The organism is Neisseria dentiae (assembly GCF_014055005.1).
Taxonomy (GTDB): Bacteria; Pseudomonadota; Gammaproteobacteria; order Burkholderiales; family Neisseriaceae; genus Neisseria; species Neisseria dentiae.
On the sequence record NZ_CP059570.1, the window covers coordinates 1,539,858 to 1,556,557 of the forward strand.

Below are 16,700 nucleotides of genomic sequence, written 5' to 3' on the forward strand. Positions count from 1 at the left end.
CGCTTGATTAGACGGCGCAACTGCATAATACTTATACCCTATTGTTATGAATAAAACGGAAAACCGATGAATCTGCGCGAAAACTATAATGATTTATACCTATTTATGCTGGTTGCCGACGAGGGCAGCTTTACCAAAGCCGCCGCACGGCTGGGCATGGCGCAATCGGGTGTGAGCCGCAGCATACGCGGCTTGGAAGAGCGCCTCGGCGTGCAACTGCTTACCCGCACCACGCGCCGCCTCGCACTCACGCAGGCGGGCGAACAGCTTTACCGCACCGCACAAGAGAGCTTCGCGCATCTCGACAACGGCCTCAACCTACTCGCCCACTACCGCGACACCCCTTCCGGCACCATGCGCATCAACGCCAGCCTGCACGCCATCGACAAAATCCTGCTGCCCAAGCTCGCCGCTTTCAGACGGCTTTACCCCGACGTGCGGCTGGAACTGATTAACGAAAGCCGCTTTGTCGACATCATCCAAGAGCGCTTCGACGCCGGCGTGCGGTTGGGCGGCGATGTGGGCGAAGGCATGGTCGCCGTACGCATCGGTTTGGAAACCGAAATGGCGGTGGTCGGCACACCCGAGCATTTCCGCCGCTACGGCTTTCCCGCAACCCCGCAGGCGCTCGCCGCCCATCCCTGCATCGCCTACCAGTTTGCCGACGGCAGCCATTACCAATGGGAATTCCGGCAAAACGGCCACATCGTCAAGCATACGCCGCAAGGACAATGGGCGTTTGCCGACAGCTATATGGAAACCGCCGCCGCCCGCGCCGGGCTGGGTCTGGCCTATGTACCGCTCGATTTGGTGGAAGACGACCTCGCCCACGGCCGGCTGATCCGCGTGTTGCAGCCTTACAGCGACCGTATGCCCGCACTGTATCTTTACTATCCCCACCGCAATATCTCGCCCGCCCTCAAAGCGGTGGCGGATGCGCTGAGGGTGTAACTGTAGATAAGTCTTGTCTGAAAACGATATAAAAATGAGAAATACTATGCTGAACTATTATGAAAAAAGATATCAGACTTTAGATATCAATCATTCGAGTGCTCTATTCCAAATTGTTGAGATTTTGCTTTATCAAAGCACACCTCCAAAGCTCCCTGAAAACACCAATAAATTCCAAATATTTTGGCAATCCTGCTTTATTGCCGAGCTTACCTCCGTTCATCTGCAGCATGAAAACTACCGTATCGCATTCGCCCAATATCTGCCTTACGGCAACATTTCACGAGAGTTATGCGAAAAATTTGCGGATACTTGCACAGAAAGCTTTATTTCAGCAGTAAGAAAGTCGGGAATTATCAGCAATAGCCAATATACCGATTGGGAAACAATTACCGAACTGTGCCACACCAGCAAACATGACGTGCTACAGGATTTTATTGCCGTAGCCGAACGCTTGCGCCATGAATACCAGCAACGGTTAAAGATGTATAACAGTTTGAAATACAAACTGAATCTTAGCCAATTAACCATTATGTTGTACAGCAGCCTATACACCTACGAATATTTGTTACCCGATCCAGACTCTGGCTCTCACGGCATTCGTATACCTTACCAAATAGATTCGGCCTGCCCGGTTACAAGCGATAAATTATGGCAGACCTTCGATACCATTATCCACCAAACCTTTCCCACCCAAAAAACGGTTACTGAGAAAAGTATTGCCCTGTTATGCCGCAATAAATTAATGCCATTTTTATTGGGTGAAGGTTTAACTCCTTTGTTAATACAAGAATACGAGCAATTTAAACAACTAGTTGCTCTACGGGTTGAACTGGATTTATATTTAAACTTCGTATTTTATTCATATAGTTATCAAGAAAATACAGAATACTGTCTCAGTAATGGAGAATTACATCTTAATAACCTCGAGAAAGAAAACAGCAATGAATATTTCCATGAAAAATTCAGCATTATTGAAGCTTACTGGCAATGGCGAGGAATGTTGGAATGCCAAGAAACACCCTACGTTTACCGTATGGATAGAGGAAAAAATTTTGAAGGAAATCTGATTGCCCTATCTAGCACACAAGCCGTTATTTCCCGTTTACAAGAGGTATTCGGAATATATGAACATATTTCCAACCAACAACAATTTGATTTGTTTGAAGCAGTTTTATCGCTCATGCTATCACAACAGTTTTATTGGCAATATTTTATTCAGCCGTTTACAGTTATGCGCGAACGAGGCATTCCACCGTTTCAAGCACTATTTCTATTGCTGGCAGACGGCATGATGACAGGCGAAAACCGTTTACCCATCACCTTTACAGATAAAAAACGTAAAGCAGATCGAATGTCTGACTGGGTTTTATCCGGAAGCAAAACAGCAAAAAAGAAAAGAGCTGCTGAAATTTTGGACTTTTGGTCACAGGATTTGCGCAAATTATGCAAAGGTTCTTTTCAAGAGCTACCTTATTATCAAATCGACAACATGGTTTTATCACTTCCTCACCGCTTTGCATCACAGAATCTGCATACTGCGGTTATCAACCATTTCCGTAAATTGAACAAAAACCGTGCAACATTAACCCAAGAAACCAGCAATATGGAACAGCAATTGGGCAACTTATTTCAAAAGCAAGGCTGGCAAGTTTTTACACAGCATAATCCTGAAAACAATTCAGTCGGTGAAATCGATATAATCGTCATTGCTGATAATCACGTTTTGGTTATTGAATTAAAGTCCAGTTTTATCAAACAAAGCGTGCGCGAAATTTATGAATACAAGTATTTTGTATTGAACAAAGCGGCTTACCAACTTTCTCGAAAATGTGCTTATGTACAAAATACTTTATTACCGAAATTGGGTTACACCACCGAAAATATGACCCTACATTCGTGGATTGTGGATACTACATTAGAATTTGATCATCAATATATTAGTGGCCATCTGAAAATTTCTTTAGAAGAATTACTGATTCACCTTAATCAGCACACTTGTTTCACAGAATATCTTTTTGAACCTAATCAGATGCCTCCGAGAACGACGATGAAATTTACCAAACTAATTAAAGAAATTGAACAGAATTGTTTTTGGCAAACTGAGCTACCACGCTTGCTACAGCATATCAATAATTAGGATAAGCAGATACAAACTTAATGAATGCCCGCATACTAAATATTTTATCAATAAAAACAGCATAGGGATATATTGCTGTGATACATAACAAAAACCTTTCTGAAAGATAGGATGCCTGTCTGAAAATAACCGAAAGGCCGTCTGAAAATCCGCTCCAGTGATTTTTCAGACGGCCTTCAAATTGTCGGCGCAACGGTTACTCGGCTGCCGCTTTCAATAACACATCGGCGGCGAGTATGCCCAGATTATTGGCGGCCAGCGGGCTGTCGCCGGTAAGCAGTTGGCGGTCATGGCAGACTTGGCCGCTGATGCCTTCGTTTACCACGTTCATGCCCAATTGTTGCAGGCGTTCGGCTGCCAGCCACGGCAGGCGGCCGGGCATATAGCCGATGTCGATATTGGCGCCTTCGTCGAGCGCGTCGGGGAACACGCACAACTGATAGCCAGCAAACGGAAAACTGCCGTGCCGGGCGGTAGCGGCCAATGCGGCGGGGCCGTGGCAAAGGGTGATGATGTAGCGGTTGTTATCCAGCGCCCAATGCAGAATACGCGCCACTTCGCGGCTTTCGGGAATGGCGTTGAACGCGCCGTGGCCGCCGGGAATCAAAACGGCAAGATAGGGCGAATCGGGAGCGGTGGCCTGCTCGATAACATCGGCCAGCTTCAGCGGCTTTTGCAGCTTGGGCAGGTAGGTTTGGAAAATGCCCTGCACTGCTGAATCTTCCTGCGGCATCGCCCACATTTCGAATTTGGCGGCATTGCCCGACAGCGTGGCAACGTCGATTTCAAAACCGGCTTCGTGAATGTGCAGCATGGGCAAGAGGGTTTCGACCGGGTGGTTGCCGGTGGAAAACAGTTTGCCGTTTTGCATTTGCAGATAACGCTCGTCGGTGGCGATCATCAGCACTTTGTAGCGGCCGCCGGTGTAGGGGCGGTCGAATTTTACGCCGTCGAAATCGGTTTTCGGCGCAGTGTATTGGCTCAAAGAATATTCCGACGGAAAAAAGGCGTTGTATTCGGCACGGTCGGGTACGGGGGTTTTGCTCAATTCGCTCATGTTGTCTCCGGTTTGAGGGTTGCAATGTCCGGCATTATAAACAATCCGCCATCCTTCACGCTTGCCCGAAACGGTGCGTTTCTTGCCTGAATTGACAAATTCCGGCACCGGCACGGCACATGGCGCACGGAAACGGTTAAACTGCCGTTGTTTGCAAACTGCCCGATAAATCATGAACCCCCCCCGAACCTTCTCTCTCCCCAAGCATGGCTGCGGCCTATCAAACGCTTGCCCGCCTCGCGGAAAAGATTGCCCGAAATGACGGCAAAACCGCCACCGCCGTTTCCTCGCTCAGCGTTTACCGCCACAGCACTCCGGTTTACTCGCTGCCCTGCCTCTACCCGCAAGGCTTGGTGCTGGCTTTGCAGGGCAGTAAAACGGTGTGCTGCGGCCAAGATTCGCTGACCTACCGCGTGGGCGAATGTTTGTTTGCCGGTGCCGATTTGTCGACGCTCTCCTACGTGCCCGAATGCAGCCCGGCACAACCTTATCTAGGGCTGGTTATCGAACTGGATTGGCATCTGCTCGCCCGTGCCGCCGCCGAGCTGCCGGATGGCGGCGCAAACGGGCACGGTGGCATCCCGTTGGCCATCGTGCCCGCCGATGAAAAGCTGCTGGCCGCAGTCGCCCGCCTGCTTGAGCTTACCGGAGAGCCTGATTTGCTGCCGCACCTTGCGCCGCTCATCGAAGCCGAAATCGCCTACCGCCTGCTTTCGGGCGGCAGCCGCGCCCACCTGCGCCGGATGCTGACCGCCCGCTCACAGCAAATCAGCCGCGTGGCGGCATGGCTCAAGCAACATTACCGTGAAAAAACTTCGCTCTCCGATTTGGCCGCTATGGCGCACATGAGCGAATCGTCTTTCCGCCAGCATTTCCACCGCCTGATCGGCACCAGCCCGATGCAGTACCAAAAACAACTGCGCCTGCAACAAGCCCGGCAGCTCCTGCTTTCCGAGCACATCACCGCCGCTCAGGCAGCGGCGGCCGTCGGCTACGAAAGCCCCAGCCAGTTTTCGCGCGAATACCGCCGCTTTTTCGGTCTGCCGCCGGCGGCAGATACGGGCAGAGACCTTTGCAAAATTCAAATTACTATCTGAAAAAACCTGAATTCCGTCATTCCCGCGTAGGCGGGAATCCAGACACTTGGCATCTAAGTATTTGTTTAATCAATACTTCAATATTTCCATCTGGATTCCCGCCTACGCGGGAATGACGGAATCTAAGCATTTCAGACGGCCTCAAGGTATTTTTGCAAAGGTCTCGGGCAGTAACGGAAATGATGCGCTAACCCGTTCGAAATAAAGCAAGGCCGTCTGAAAACTTTTCAGACGGCCTTTATCATAATATTTCAACAGATTACTTCACCTGCCGTTATTTCCTCACCTGCTGAAACAGCCAGTCGCGCGCGGGTTCGAGCAAATAGGCGTAGTCGAACGAATACATATGTTCGCCGGCTTTGCTGTTGCCGTTTACGCCTGCGGGCAAGGTGGTGCCTTTGGCAAACATGATGAAGTTATGCGGATTGCCCTGTTGCAGCAAGGCGTTAACGGCGGCGTCCTGCCCGACTTTCGGGGCGTTGGCGGCGAATTCGGTTTGCGCGAAGGGGATGTTTTTCTGTTTGAACATCGCCGCCAGCTCCGCCATGCCTTTAGAGGCTTTGGGATCGCCTGCGGATACGGTGTAGATGAATTTGGCGTTTTTCAGCGGCTCGAGCACGTTCACGTCCCACTGGCTGCCGACGAACATCGAAGCGGCGAACAGCTTGGGTTCGGTTACATTCAGGTAAAACGAAATCATGCCGCCCATCGACTGGCCGGTGGTGTACACGCGTTTGGCATCGACGGCCTGGTTTTTGATGGTGTGTTTGAGCAGGCGCAAGGCAATGCCGACTTCGTCGCTGGTCTGCCATTGGTCGTTAACGGCCGACTGCGGGCCGGTGAAAGAAGGCACCAATACGAAGGCGGGATGTTTGGCCTGCGATTCGTCGGTGGCCCAGATGATGCCGCCGTAGCCCTGCATCAGCGGCGCTTTCACGCCTTTGCCGACGGTGCTGGCATCGGCGATAAACATCACCAGCGGATATTTCTTGCCCGGCTCAAGGTTTTTCGGCGTGTAAAGGTTATACGCCATGGTTTTGCCGGTTACGCTGTCTTTGAATTCAAGCTGCCGGAAGCGCGGGGCGATTTGCTCGCGCAGGCTGAGCAGGTTTTGGTCGTAGCTTTTGTCGGCGCCGCCGTATTGTTTGTCCCAAACGGCTTTGGGCGTGGCGGTAGGTTCGGCGGTTTGGGCTGTGCCAGCGCAGGCGGTAAGCAGCGCTGCCAGGCTGAGGACGAGCAGGGATTTTTTCATATGAACTCCTGATTAAGGCTAAAACTGGTTTAAATAAACGTATTTTAAATAAGCTAAACCGTAGGTCGGGCATTTATGCCCGACCTACTGATTAGAAATGAAAACGGTATTTGCCCGATGCTTAGGCCGTAATTTATTCAGGCAGTTGCGCGGCTTGCAGGCGCTGCCATTCGGTTTTGCCTGCTTCGTAGCCGGCATCCATTGCCTGCTTGTAATAGGCGGCGGCGTGGTTGCGGTTAGCCGGCACGCCTTTGCCTTGTTCATACAGATGTCCCAAAGCTACCATGGCAGGGGCGGCAATCACGTCGCCGCGCCTGGCGGATTGGGTGTACCACTTCATCGCTTGGGCATAGTTCCGCGTGGTGCCGATGCCGTTTTCGTAGCAATAGCCCAGCCAATATTGGCCGGTAATGTCGCCTTCATTCGCGGCGCGTTGGAAATAGGCAAACGCCTGTGCGTTGCTTTGCGCCATGCCGTTGCCGTTGAGCACCATCAGGCCGAGATAACGGGCGGCTTTCATGTGTCCCAACTGATCTGCCTGTTTGAACAGCGGCAGCGCGGCGGCGTAATCCTGCGCCTGATAGGCTTTGATGCCTTGGTCGAGCACTGCGCGGGCAGCGTCGCGCCGGCTTTGGCTTTGGCTGTCGGAACTTGCGCCGGCGGCGGTTTGCGGCGTGGTGTGGGTGCAGGCGGCCAGCAATACTGCCAGTGCGGCTGCGGAAAAGCGGTTTTTCATGTTCATATGCTGGTTGTGAAAATATTGGTGGAAACCCGGTAAAACCGTGCCGTATTATAAATGTTTAAAACGATCAACTACCGGCCGGTTAACATAATTTGGCAGTTAACCGCAGGCAGCCGCCGGTTTTTACTTGCGTTTACCTGCCGCGGCGGAAGGAAGAAACGCCATCGCCATGCTGCCGATGCCGAACAGCGCGATAATCAACGCCATCGCGTGCGGCGTGCCGTCTGAAAGCGCAGCCAGCAGCAGCGATGAAACGATGCCGCTGCCGTATTGCAGCGAACCGAGCAGAGCCGAAGCCGAGCCGGCGATCTGCGGCACGCCGTCGAGCGCGGCGGCGGTGGTGCAGGCGGCGATGATGCCGTTGGTGGCGAAAAACACCAACACGGGCAGGATAATGCCGTAAATGCCGCCGAAGCCGCTGTAGGCACAAACCGCCAACACGATGCCGGCAACGGCTGCAACGGCGGTTGCCGCACGAATCAGCGTGTCGAGGCGGTAGCGCCCCACCAACCGGCGGTTGGCCGCGCTCACTCCCATCAGTCCGACGATGTTCAGCGCAAACAGCCAGCCGTAGTGTTGCGGGTCGATGCCGAAATAATCGATATAAACAAAAGGCGAGCCGATAATAAAGGCATAGGCGGACACATAAAACAGGGTTACGCACATCACATAGCGCATATAAGCCTTGTTTTTCAACAAACTGCCGTAAGCAGCAAAAGCGTGCCACAAAGATTTATTGCTGCGTTTTTCCAAAGGATGGGTTTCGGGCAGTTTGACAAGTGCAGCAAACATCAACACGCCCACCGCCGCCAGCAGCCAGAAAATAGCGTGCCAAGTGCTGAAGCGGATCAGCTGGCCGCCAAGCAACGGCCCGACGATGGGCGCCACCGCCACAATCAGCGTTAAGGTAGAAAGCATCTGCGCGGCACGGGTTTGCCCGTATAAATCGCGTATCATCGCCCGCGCCAGCATCGGCGCGGTGCAGGTGCCGACGGCTTGGAACACGCGCCAAAACATGATTTCGCCGATGCCGTCCGACAGAGCACAGCCCGCCGAACCGAGCGCAAACAACACCATACCGGCATAAAGCGGCAGCTTGCGCCCGATGCGGTCGCTCACCGGCCCCCAAAACAGTTGCGCGATAGCGAAGCCGATCAAAAAACCCGTTACCGTCAGCTCCGCATTGCCGCGCAAATCTTGCGACATCTGCGGCATGGCAGGCAGGTAAATATCGGTGGAGAGCGAGGTGAACGCCATCAGCGCACCCAAAATCAAAATCAGCGTAGTTTCTTTGGCTGGAGAGGTAAAAGCCATCATCTGCTCATTCAAACCGACTTAAAGAGCACCACTATACGCGCTTTCTTCTGGCGGATTAAGCGGCCCGGCGCGCATGGGCTTGTGAATAAAATTCACGAATAGAAAAAGGCCGTCTGAAAACGGGCGGTTTGTGTTTTCAGACGGCCTAAAGAAAATTCCAATATTGCCAGCCACTTACACCGCACGATGGCTCAAATAAATCTTTTCCAACAATTCATACACCAGCAACACCCGTTTGGCGGTAATGGTTTGTTTGGGGCGGTATAGGTAATACGCCCATTTCTGCGACCCGCTGTGCGGGAACACTTTCACCAATTCGCCCGTTTCAAAATAATGCCGGCAATCCATATCGGGCAGTTGGGCGAATATCCGCCCCGACAACGCCGCCTGCAGCAAGGCTTTATTGTCGTCTGTTACCACTTGGGCTTGATAAACGGGAAACGATTCGTCATTCACATACCACGCCCAAGGCCGGTTGGTTTTGGTGTTTAATAAACTGCCGACGGGGAAGCGGGCGATTAAATCTTCAATATTTTCAGGCAGGCCCTGCCGTTCAACCAATGCGGGCGAAGCAACTACCGGCTCGTTGAGCATGCGGATTTTCTTAGCAACCCAGTTGTCGTCGGGCGTTTGCGTAATCCGCAGGCCGATATCGATTTGGTCTTCCACCGTTTTGAGCACATCAAATCCCGTGCGCCAATCAATGCGGATATCGGGATACGGCGCGAGGGCAATCAGCAACTGTTTGAGTACCCAATCGCTGTAAACCGAAGGCGGCGCAGTAATCCGCACCATGCCGGAGAGTTCGCTGTCGCTTACTTTGGCCGATGCGCCGAATAAGGCGGTTTCCTGCCGCAAAAACTGCTCGGCTTTGGGCAGCCATTGCACGCCGAAATCGGTGAGGCGGACAGAGCGGGTATTGCGCTTAAACAATTGTTCGCCCAATTCGTTTTCCAATTCGCCCATCACGCGGGTAATCACCTGCGGCGAAACGGAAAAACGCTCCGCCGTCGCCCGAAAGCTCAAGGTTTCCGCGGCCACGACAAAATATTTCAAAGCGTCTAATCGGTTCATAATCTCATTTTTCGGAATTGTTTATTCTGAATTTATTCATTTTATCGAGATTCAGACAGGGCTACAATGAAAGCGTCAAACCAACCGCCGTTCATAGGGTCTGTCTTATGAAAAACCATCAGAAAACCTTTGCTGTTTTAACCGCATTATGGGCTTTGGGCATGGCAACGGAAACCGTAGCAGCCCCACGCTCCGCCCAAACGCAAACCACCCACCGACAAGGAGCCGCAAAAATGGCACTTTCCAACAAACAATACAGTCTTGCCCAAATCGGCGCTTTTACCGCCAACGGCGACACAGGCCGTCTGAAAGATGCTATCGACCGCGCTTTGGATCAGGGCTTAACCGTAAACGAAATTCAGGCCGCGATGGTGCAGCTTTATGCCTATGCGGGCTTTCCGCGCAGTTTGAATGCCTTATCCGCCCTGTCCGAACGCGTGCAGGCGCGGCGGGCGCAAGGCTTGAAAGCGGAACAAGGCCGCTCCGCCCGCCCGTTGCCCGAACATGCCGACTTATTGGCGCTGGGCACGCAAACGCAAACCGAGCTGGTCGGGCAGGCCGTTGACCTTTCCGCACTTTCGCCCGATATCGACCGCTACCTGAAAACCCATTTGTTCGGTGATGTTTTTGCCAATGATTTGTTGAACTGGCAGGAGCGCGAAATTATTACCATTGCCGCCTTAAGCAGTATGCAGGGCGTGGATGGCCAATTGAATTCGCACATCAACGTCAGCAAAAAACACGGCATCAGCGACGAGCAAATCGCAGAGATTACCCGCATAAGCAAACCGGAAATGAGCCAGTTTCCGGCGGGCGGAGAAAACACCGCTTATGCCCGATATTTTGCCGGCAAAAGTTATCTGAACATGCTTTCTACCGACCAAGTAGTGGTGGGCAACGTAACCTTCGAACCGGGCACGCGCAATAACTGGCATATCCACCATGCCGCCAAAGGCGGCGGGCAGATGCTGTTGGTTACCGCCGGCTGCGGCTATTACCAGGAATGGGGCAAACCCGCGCAAGAGCTGAAAGCCGGCGACATCGTGCACATCCCCGCCGGTGTAAAACACTGGCACGGCGCCGCGCCGACGGAATGGTTCCAACATCTGGCCATTGAAGTGCCGGGCGAAAACACCCGCAGCGAATGGCTGGAGCCGGTATCCGACGCCGATTATGGAAAATTGAAATAAGTGTGTTTAATTAAATAGTAAATAGTTAGGAATGAAAAATGACTTATACCGTAAAAAGTTTTGCTGCCCAGAATGCCCAAAGCCCGTTGGCACCGTTCCAAGCCACCCGCCGCGAAAAGCGCGAAGACGATGTGGTAATCGATATTCTCTACACCGGCGTGTGCCACAGCGATTTGCATATGGCGCGCAACGATTGGGGCATTTCGGTTTTCCCCATCGTGCCGGGGCATGAAATCGTCGGACGGGTGCGCGATGTCGGCAGTAAGGTCAGCAAATTTAAAGTGGGCGATTTGGTGGGCGTCGGCTGCATGGTCGACAGTTGCCGCGTCTGCAAGCCTTGCCGGCACGGGCTGGAACAATACTGCCTCGAAGGCAATACCATGACTTACGGCAGTCCCGACCGCCGCGACGGTTTGATGACTTACGGCGGCTATTCCGAACAAATCACCGTTACCGAAGATTTTGTGCTGAAAGTGCCGGAAAATCTGGACACCAAGGCCACGCCGCCGCTGTGAACTGTCCCCCAATACTTGGACAAGTTAAGAATCTTTATCAAACAGCCTTTTCAAGCTGGGTTCTGTAGCCGACAGGACTCAGCTTTTTCAAGTTTAAACTAATCCGTTCATGATTGTAGTAATGTATATAATCATCTATTACCTCTGTCAACTCCGCCACCGACAGCGCACCTTCCTGATAGAAACTCTCCGTTTTCAGTATACCGAAGAAACTCTCCATCGGCGCATTGTCCCAACAATTGCCTTTGCGCGACATACTTTGCACAATCCCTTTCTCAGCCAATTTCGTTCGATAAGCCTCGGTGCGGTAAAGCACACCTTGGTCGGAATGCAGCAGCGGCGTTTGGCCTTTCAGACGGCCGAATGCTTGGTCCAACATTTGCGCCACCATTTTACTGTTTGCTCTGCGGCCTAAAGAATAGGCCACAATCTCCCGATTAAACACATCCAATATCGGCGATAAGTACAGCTTCCCGTCTGTGCATTTGAACTCCGTCACATCGGTCAGCCATTTGTCTGCCGGTTTGCCGGCGGTAAACTCTCGATTGAGAATATTGTCCGAAGCCTCTCCTACTGCTTGCGGACGGTAGGTTTTTTTACTGCGGACTTTGGCTTTTAGTCCCAACAAACCCATAATGCGCCGCACTTTCTTTTTGTTCCACGACAATACGGCGGCAATCCGCCGATGACCGTAACGGCCTTTGTGTCGGCGATAGACTTCACTCACGGCGGTTTTGGCCGCCGCATCGGGATCGGCTTTGCCGATATGGTAATGAAAGCTGCTTTTGGGAATGCCGGCACTATGCAGCAGATATTTCAGCGGGTGCTTCGCCCTCAACGTTTGAACGGTTTCGCAGCTTTGGCGGCGTTCTTTTCGTTGAGGGCTTTCATGTGCTTTAGGTAGTCGTTCTCCGCCCTCATGTAACGTAACTCTTCAATCAGTTCCGCCCGGGTTTTTTCGTGGTCGGGTTTGTCGGCGATAAACGGGTTTTTGCGTTTGGTCTTCATAGAGGCAGCCTGCGGGTGTTGGAGTGCGGCGATACCGCCTTGCCGGTAGGCGGCTATCCAACGGCGCAGGTGGGTGCGTGAGACGTTGAAGTGCTCTGCGGTGCGCTGTTGGCTGTGCACTTGGTGGTAATGGGGTACGGCTCGGTATTTGAAGTGTAGGTTATATTTGGACATAAGAAAACTGCACCTTTTAAAGTTGAAGGGGGTGTCCAACTTTTGGGGTGCAGTTCAAACTTTTCAGACGGCCTGAGACCTTTGCAAAAATACCTTAAGGCCGCCTGAAATGCTTAAATCCCGTCATTCCCACGTAGGCGGGAATCCAGATAGAAATATTGAAGTATTGATTAAATAAATACTTGGGTGCCAAGTGTCTGGATTCCCGCCTACGCGGGAATGACGGAATTCAGGTTTTTTCAGATAGTAATTTGAATTTTGCAAAGGTCTCGGCCTTTTATAGCGGAATAACGCAGAACAAAATAAAGCACAGCAACGCCGTTAGCAGAGTTAAGTTGATTCGCTATCGTTACCCCCACATCCATCTCAAAATGCGTTGTAAAAGGTCGGGGTGTTTACACTTTTTATGCTAAATGTCTTTTTTATAAGATGATTGTTTCGTGATTTTTGAATGTTCTCCAGAACTACGCGGCTTCACTGTGCCTTCGGTATTCTTGACAACCCTAAAAAATCCCAAAATGGGTACTCAAGTAAAAAAAAACGAAAAGTGTAAACAACGCTAAATTTTTCTACACCAAGGCAGCCGGGGCGGTCAGTTAGTAGATAACAGGCGATTCATCAATGCCGTTTTCTAAATACTGCGCATCGATGCTCCATCGTGCGATCTGCCTCCCGATTACAGCGGCTGGAGCAACACCCAGCACCACTTCATCCGTTCGCGCAACAAAAGCACTTGGACAAAACTGATGCTCATCCGTTCGGGAGAAAAAGATATGTGGTAGTTGATGATTGATGCCGCCCATATCTAAAGTTCATTTCCATGCGGCGGGAGCCAACGACGGCAATGAAGGTATGAACCACACAAAAGGAGGCTGAATACCAAGTTGCATTAGCGGTGGACGCCCACGAGATATCAGTAAAATTCGTATTAAGCGAAGGCAGTACGGCAGATTGTCTGTTTGCCGAAGCGCTGATTGTAGATATGGCAGCCGACAATCTGTTGGTCGATAAGGCCTATGAGACTGATGCGAGCAGGAATTGGGCAGCTGCTCTGGGGATGGATACCCGTTATCCCGCCAAAGACTAACCGCAAGGAGCGGTATTTTTGGTTAATATCCGCATCTGCGGCGTTAAAAATGTTCGCAAGATGCTCCATCTTGCTATGCTTTTTGTCTGGCATCTGCGTATTTTCCCTCAAAAACCGCTTCATTCAGTCTTCTGGACTGCACACCCTAAATTTTCCCACCGGCTTCAGTAGCGGCGGTAGCGCGGATAGGCGGGCATCACCGGTTGGGCTTCCTGATAAATCACCGTGCTGCCCGGCGGTGCGTTGATGGTGATGTTTTTGTTGACGGTGGTTTGGCTGTGCAGCGGCAAATCCACCGCCGCCGCGCGTCCGTATGGGGTTTCGGCGTAGAAGCAGCCGCCAAGGGGCAGCGCGAGCAGGATAAATAATGTTTTTTTCATGAAAATATTCTTTCAGACGGCCTGATGGCGGATTTCCCAGCATTGGTGGATTTTTTTGTTGCGGAAGTCTTCGGGAACGGATTGTTTGGAAATATCTTTCACGCGGTAGCGTTCCGTGATGCCGCCGTCCAACTCGAAGCTGCGCAGGTTGTTTGAAAAATACATCAGGCCGTCTGAAGCGAGCAGCCGCATGGCGCCGTCTATCAGTTTGGGGTGGTCGCGCTGGATGTCGAGAATATCGAGCATTTTTTTGCTGTTGGAAAAGCTGGGCGGATCCATCACGATCAAGTCGAACGTTTTGCCTTCCGCCTGCGCGGTTTGCAGGTATTGGAACACATCGGCGCGCACGATGCGGTGCTGTTCGGTGTTGATGCCGTTAAGCTCGAAATTGCGCCTCGCCCAATCGAGATAAGTGTTCGACAAATCCACGGTTTCGCTGCCGGCCGCGCCGCCGGTGGCGGCGTAAACGCTGAAGCTGCCGGTGTAGGCAAACAGGTTGAGAAAGCGCTTGCCCCCGGCGGTTTCGCCCACTTTTTTGCGGGTGTTGCGGTGGTCGAGAAACAGGCCGGTGTCGAGATATTTGTAGAGGTTCACCCAAAACCGCCGCCCGTTTTCGCCAATGGTGAAGTCGCCGCCCTCTTTGCCGGTTTTCTCGTATTGCTGCAAGCCTTTCTGGCGCTCGCGGCGTTTGAAGTGGATTTGTGCGGGCGTAAAGCCGGTTACGAAGGCAACGGCTTCGAGCACTTCGGCGAGCCATGCTTCGTATGCTTCGGGCTGCATCAGCCAGCCGGTGTCGTATTCCTGCAAATGGATTTGGTCGCCGTAAATATCGATGGCAAACGGAAACTGCGGAATATCGCGGTCATACATACGCCACGCTTCGATGCCGTTGCGCCGCGCCCATTTCAGGTAGTGTTTGATGTTTTTGCCCAAACGGTTGGCAAAAGAGGTGATGTCGGTCATAAATTCCAGTGCTTTCAGACGGCCTTGCGGCGGCAAACGGGCGTATTTTACCGTAAAGCGGGCGTGCGGGCCGTGTGAAATCGTGTGCGGCTTTGCTGGCTTTTAAAACGCTTTGTGTTAAAATTTATTTTTATTCTGTAAACAAACTTTAATAACGATAAGTTTAATGAAAAACGTCTTATTTTTTATAGCCTTAACCGGTGCGCTTGCACACGCACGTGCCGACACGCCGCCCGAGCCTGCCGCCGCCCCGCCGCTGCCCCAACCCAAACCCGAGCTGGAATTGAACATCCACACCGCCGAGCCGCCCGTGCGCACGGCGGAACCAACCGCGCCCGAAGTGGAAAACAGCCGGAGCCGAGTGTTGGAAGTGGACGAAACGCTGCTGCTGGCCGACACGGAATTATTGTCGCGGGCGATGTATTCCGCCGTGGTTACGATGAACGTGGCGGGCATCAAGGTGCTGCTGCCGATTTATGAAAAATGGCCGCAACACGATAAAGAGCTGGCCATGTTCGGCCGCGCGCTGGTGCTGCAACACGAGGGGCGGGCGGCCGAAGCGGTGAAACTCTACCGCATTTTGATTGCGGCGCAGCCCGATTCGCCCGTTATCCGCCTCCAGCTTGCGCAGGCATTGTTTGAAGACCAGCAAAACGAAGCCGCCGCCGACCAGTTCGACCGCCTGAAAACCGAGCGGCTGCCCGAAGCGGTGGTGCAGCGTATCGAAGCCTACCGCGAAGCCTTGCGCCAACGCGACTCGTGGCAGCTTTATGCCGGCGTGAACCTCACCCGCGAGCAAAACATCAACCAGGCGCCGAAGCAGCAGCGCTTGGGCGAGCAGCTCGAAGGGGCGGAATGCGAACGATACCGCCAAAGAATCAACGAGCCTGACAACGACTGTTTTGTGGGCTGGCGTTTCAACCCGCCCATCGATGCCACCAGCCTGACCTATCAGGCGGGGGCGGAGAAGAAACAGTCGCTGAAAAACGGCTTTTACGCCAAGGCGGGCGCAGATGTGTGGGGCAAGGTTTACCGCTCTTATTCGCGATACAACGATGCCTCCGCGCGGCTGTCGGCAGGTTTCGGCCGCGCCGGCCAGCGCAACGACACGGGCGCGACCGTGTTTCACGAACGCCGTTTCTACGGCAACGATGCTTATAGCTACACCAACGGCGTGCGCCTTTATTGGAACCACTGGTGGCTGCCCAAGCTGCAAAGTTTCGCCGCATTGGAAACAGGCCGTCTGAACAACCAGCAGCGGCCGCGCGCCGATATCGGGCACCGTTTGGCCAGCGCTTCATTGGTGTTCCACCGCAATGCGCGGCAATATTGGCTGGTGGGGCAGGATTTTTACCAAGAACGCAACCGCGACGACCGTTCCGACAATTTCAACCGTTTCGGCCTGCGCGCCGCATGGGGGCAGGAATGGAAAGGCGGCCTCTCAAGCCGCGTGCAGGTGGGTGCGGCCAAACGCATTTATTACACGCCCAGCCTGTTCAGCAATGATAAAAACCGCCGCGATAAAGAATGGAACGCTTCGGTGAGCCTGTGGCACCGCGCCTTCCACTTCGGCGGCATCACCCCGCGCCTCACGTTCAGCCACAACGGCACGTCGAGCAACGATGTGTTTTACGAACACAGCAAAAACCGCCTGTTTATCGAAATGGGTAAAACGTTTTAATGAAATGTTTGGTTTGAACCGGGCCGTCTGAAAAAATGCTTTCAGACGGCTTTAAGGTATTTTTGCCAAGGT

General features: G+C 52.6%; 17 protein-coding genes. 6 read left to right on the top strand and 11 right to left on the bottom strand.

Features of this window, described 5'->3' with window-relative positions:
* Positions 1-66: 66 nt before the first annotated feature.
* Both H3L92_RS07315 and H3L92_RS07320 read left to right on the top strand, forming a co-directional pair.
* Complete coding sequence (locus H3L92_RS07315) at positions 67-951, top strand: LysR substrate-binding domain-containing protein (protein ID WP_085366632.1); 885 nt, start codon at positions 67-69, stop codon at positions 949-951.
* A gap of 46 nt (positions 952-997) precedes the next feature.
* Complete coding sequence (locus tag H3L92_RS07320; RefSeq protein ID WP_158088169.1) at positions 998-3,091, top strand: nuclease-related domain-containing protein; 2,094 nt, start codon at positions 998-1,000, stop codon at positions 3,089-3,091.
* A 196-nt stretch (positions 3,092-3,287) separates the two neighbouring features.
* On the opposite strand, the gene hchA is transcribed toward H3L92_RS07320, so the two are convergent.
* Positions 3,288-4,148 carry a glyoxalase III HchA gene (gene hchA / locus H3L92_RS07325; RefSeq protein WP_085366636.1) on the bottom strand — a complete coding sequence of 287 codons (861 nt, stop codon included), beginning with the start codon at positions 4,146-4,148 and terminating at the stop codon, positions 3,288-3,290.
* Between the two features lie 206 nt (positions 4,149-4,354).
* Here hchA and H3L92_RS07330 point away from each other — a divergent pair, with 206 nt between their 5' ends.
* Positions 4,355-5,245, top strand: a complete 891-nt coding sequence (locus H3L92_RS07330; protein WP_085366638.1) for an AraC family transcriptional regulator — start codon at positions 4,355-4,357, stop codon at positions 5,243-5,245.
* Positions 5,246-5,519: 274 nt separating this feature from the next.
* Here H3L92_RS07330 and H3L92_RS07335 read toward each other — a convergent pair whose 3' ends face one another.
* The 4 genes from H3L92_RS07335 to H3L92_RS07350 all read right to left on the bottom strand — a co-directional run bounded on the left by H3L92_RS07335 (position 5,520) and on the right by H3L92_RS07350 (position 9,630).
* Positions 5,520-6,497, bottom strand: a complete 978-nt coding sequence (locus H3L92_RS07335) for a carboxylesterase family protein (protein ID WP_085366640.1) — start codon at positions 6,495-6,497, stop codon at positions 5,520-5,522.
* Positions 6,498-6,630: 133 nt separating this feature from the next.
* Positions 6,631-7,233, bottom strand: a complete 603-nt coding sequence (locus H3L92_RS07340) for a tetratricopeptide repeat protein (protein WP_085366641.1) — start codon at positions 7,231-7,233, stop codon at positions 6,631-6,633.
* A 129-nt stretch (positions 7,234-7,362) separates the two neighbouring features.
* Positions 7,363-8,556, bottom strand: coding sequence for a multidrug effflux MFS transporter (locus H3L92_RS07345; protein WP_174222526.1), 1,194 nt, complete (start codon positions 8,554-8,556; stop codon positions 7,363-7,365).
* A 174-nt stretch (positions 8,557-8,730) separates the two neighbouring features.
* The gene (locus H3L92_RS07350) at positions 8,731-9,630 is read right to left on the bottom strand and encodes a LysR family transcriptional regulator (RefSeq protein WP_085366645.1); all 900 of its coding nucleotides are present in this window, start codon (positions 9,628-9,630) and stop codon (positions 8,731-8,733) included.
* Positions 9,631-9,737: 107 nt separating this feature from the next.
* Here H3L92_RS07350 and H3L92_RS07355 point away from each other — a divergent pair, with 107 nt between their 5' ends.
* Both H3L92_RS07355 and H3L92_RS07360 read left to right on the top strand, forming a co-directional pair.
* Positions 9,738-10,820, top strand: coding sequence for a carboxymuconolactone decarboxylase family protein (locus H3L92_RS07355; protein ID WP_211276423.1), 1,083 nt, complete (start codon positions 9,738-9,740; stop codon positions 10,818-10,820).
* A gap of 38 nt (positions 10,821-10,858) precedes the next feature.
* Complete coding sequence (locus H3L92_RS07360) at positions 10,859-11,335, top strand: alcohol dehydrogenase catalytic domain-containing protein (protein ID WP_085366647.1); 477 nt, start codon at positions 10,859-10,861, stop codon at positions 11,333-11,335.
* A 37-nt stretch (positions 11,336-11,372) separates the two neighbouring features.
* Here the strand turns inward: H3L92_RS07360 and H3L92_RS07365 are convergent, their stop codons facing one another.
* The 6 genes from H3L92_RS07365 to H3L92_RS07390 form a co-directional block, all read right to left on the bottom strand.
* Positions 11,373-12,173: an IS3 family transposase gene (locus H3L92_RS07365; RefSeq protein ID WP_085366649.1), complete on the bottom strand. Its 801-nt coding sequence runs from the start codon at positions 12,171-12,173 to the stop codon at positions 11,373-11,375.
* Entirely contained in the window at positions 12,170-12,517 is a 348-nt protein-coding gene (locus tag H3L92_RS07370; protein ID WP_085366539.1) for a helix-turn-helix domain-containing protein, read from the bottom strand. The genes H3L92_RS07365 and H3L92_RS07370 overlap by 4 nt, the downstream gene beginning before the upstream one ends.
* Positions 12,518-13,113: 596 nt before the next feature.
* The gene (locus tag H3L92_RS07375; RefSeq protein ID WP_115336192.1) at positions 13,114-13,320 is read right to left on the bottom strand and encodes a hypothetical protein; all 207 of its coding nucleotides are present in this window, start codon (positions 13,318-13,320) and stop codon (positions 13,114-13,116) included.
* A 125-nt stretch (positions 13,321-13,445) separates the two neighbouring features.
* Positions 13,446-13,727, bottom strand: a complete 282-nt coding sequence (locus H3L92_RS07380) for a hypothetical protein (protein WP_158088165.1) — start codon at positions 13,725-13,727, stop codon at positions 13,446-13,448.
* Positions 13,728-13,768: 41 nt separating this feature from the next.
* The gene (locus tag H3L92_RS07385) at positions 13,769-13,984 is read right to left on the bottom strand and encodes a methionine-binding protein (RefSeq protein ID WP_085366536.1); all 216 of its coding nucleotides are present in this window, start codon (positions 13,982-13,984) and stop codon (positions 13,769-13,771) included.
* Between the two features lie 12 nt (positions 13,985-13,996).
* Positions 13,997-14,947: a class I SAM-dependent methyltransferase gene (locus tag H3L92_RS07390; protein WP_085366545.1), complete on the bottom strand. Its 951-nt coding sequence runs from the start codon at positions 14,945-14,947 to the stop codon at positions 13,997-13,999.
* Between the two features lie 166 nt (positions 14,948-15,113).
* On the opposite strand from H3L92_RS07390, the gene H3L92_RS07395 reads away from it, so the two are divergent.
* Complete coding sequence (locus H3L92_RS07395) at positions 15,114-16,628, top strand: surface lipoprotein assembly modifier (protein ID WP_085366534.1); 1,515 nt, start codon at positions 15,114-15,116, stop codon at positions 16,626-16,628.
* Positions 16,629-16,700 lie beyond the last annotated feature (72 nt).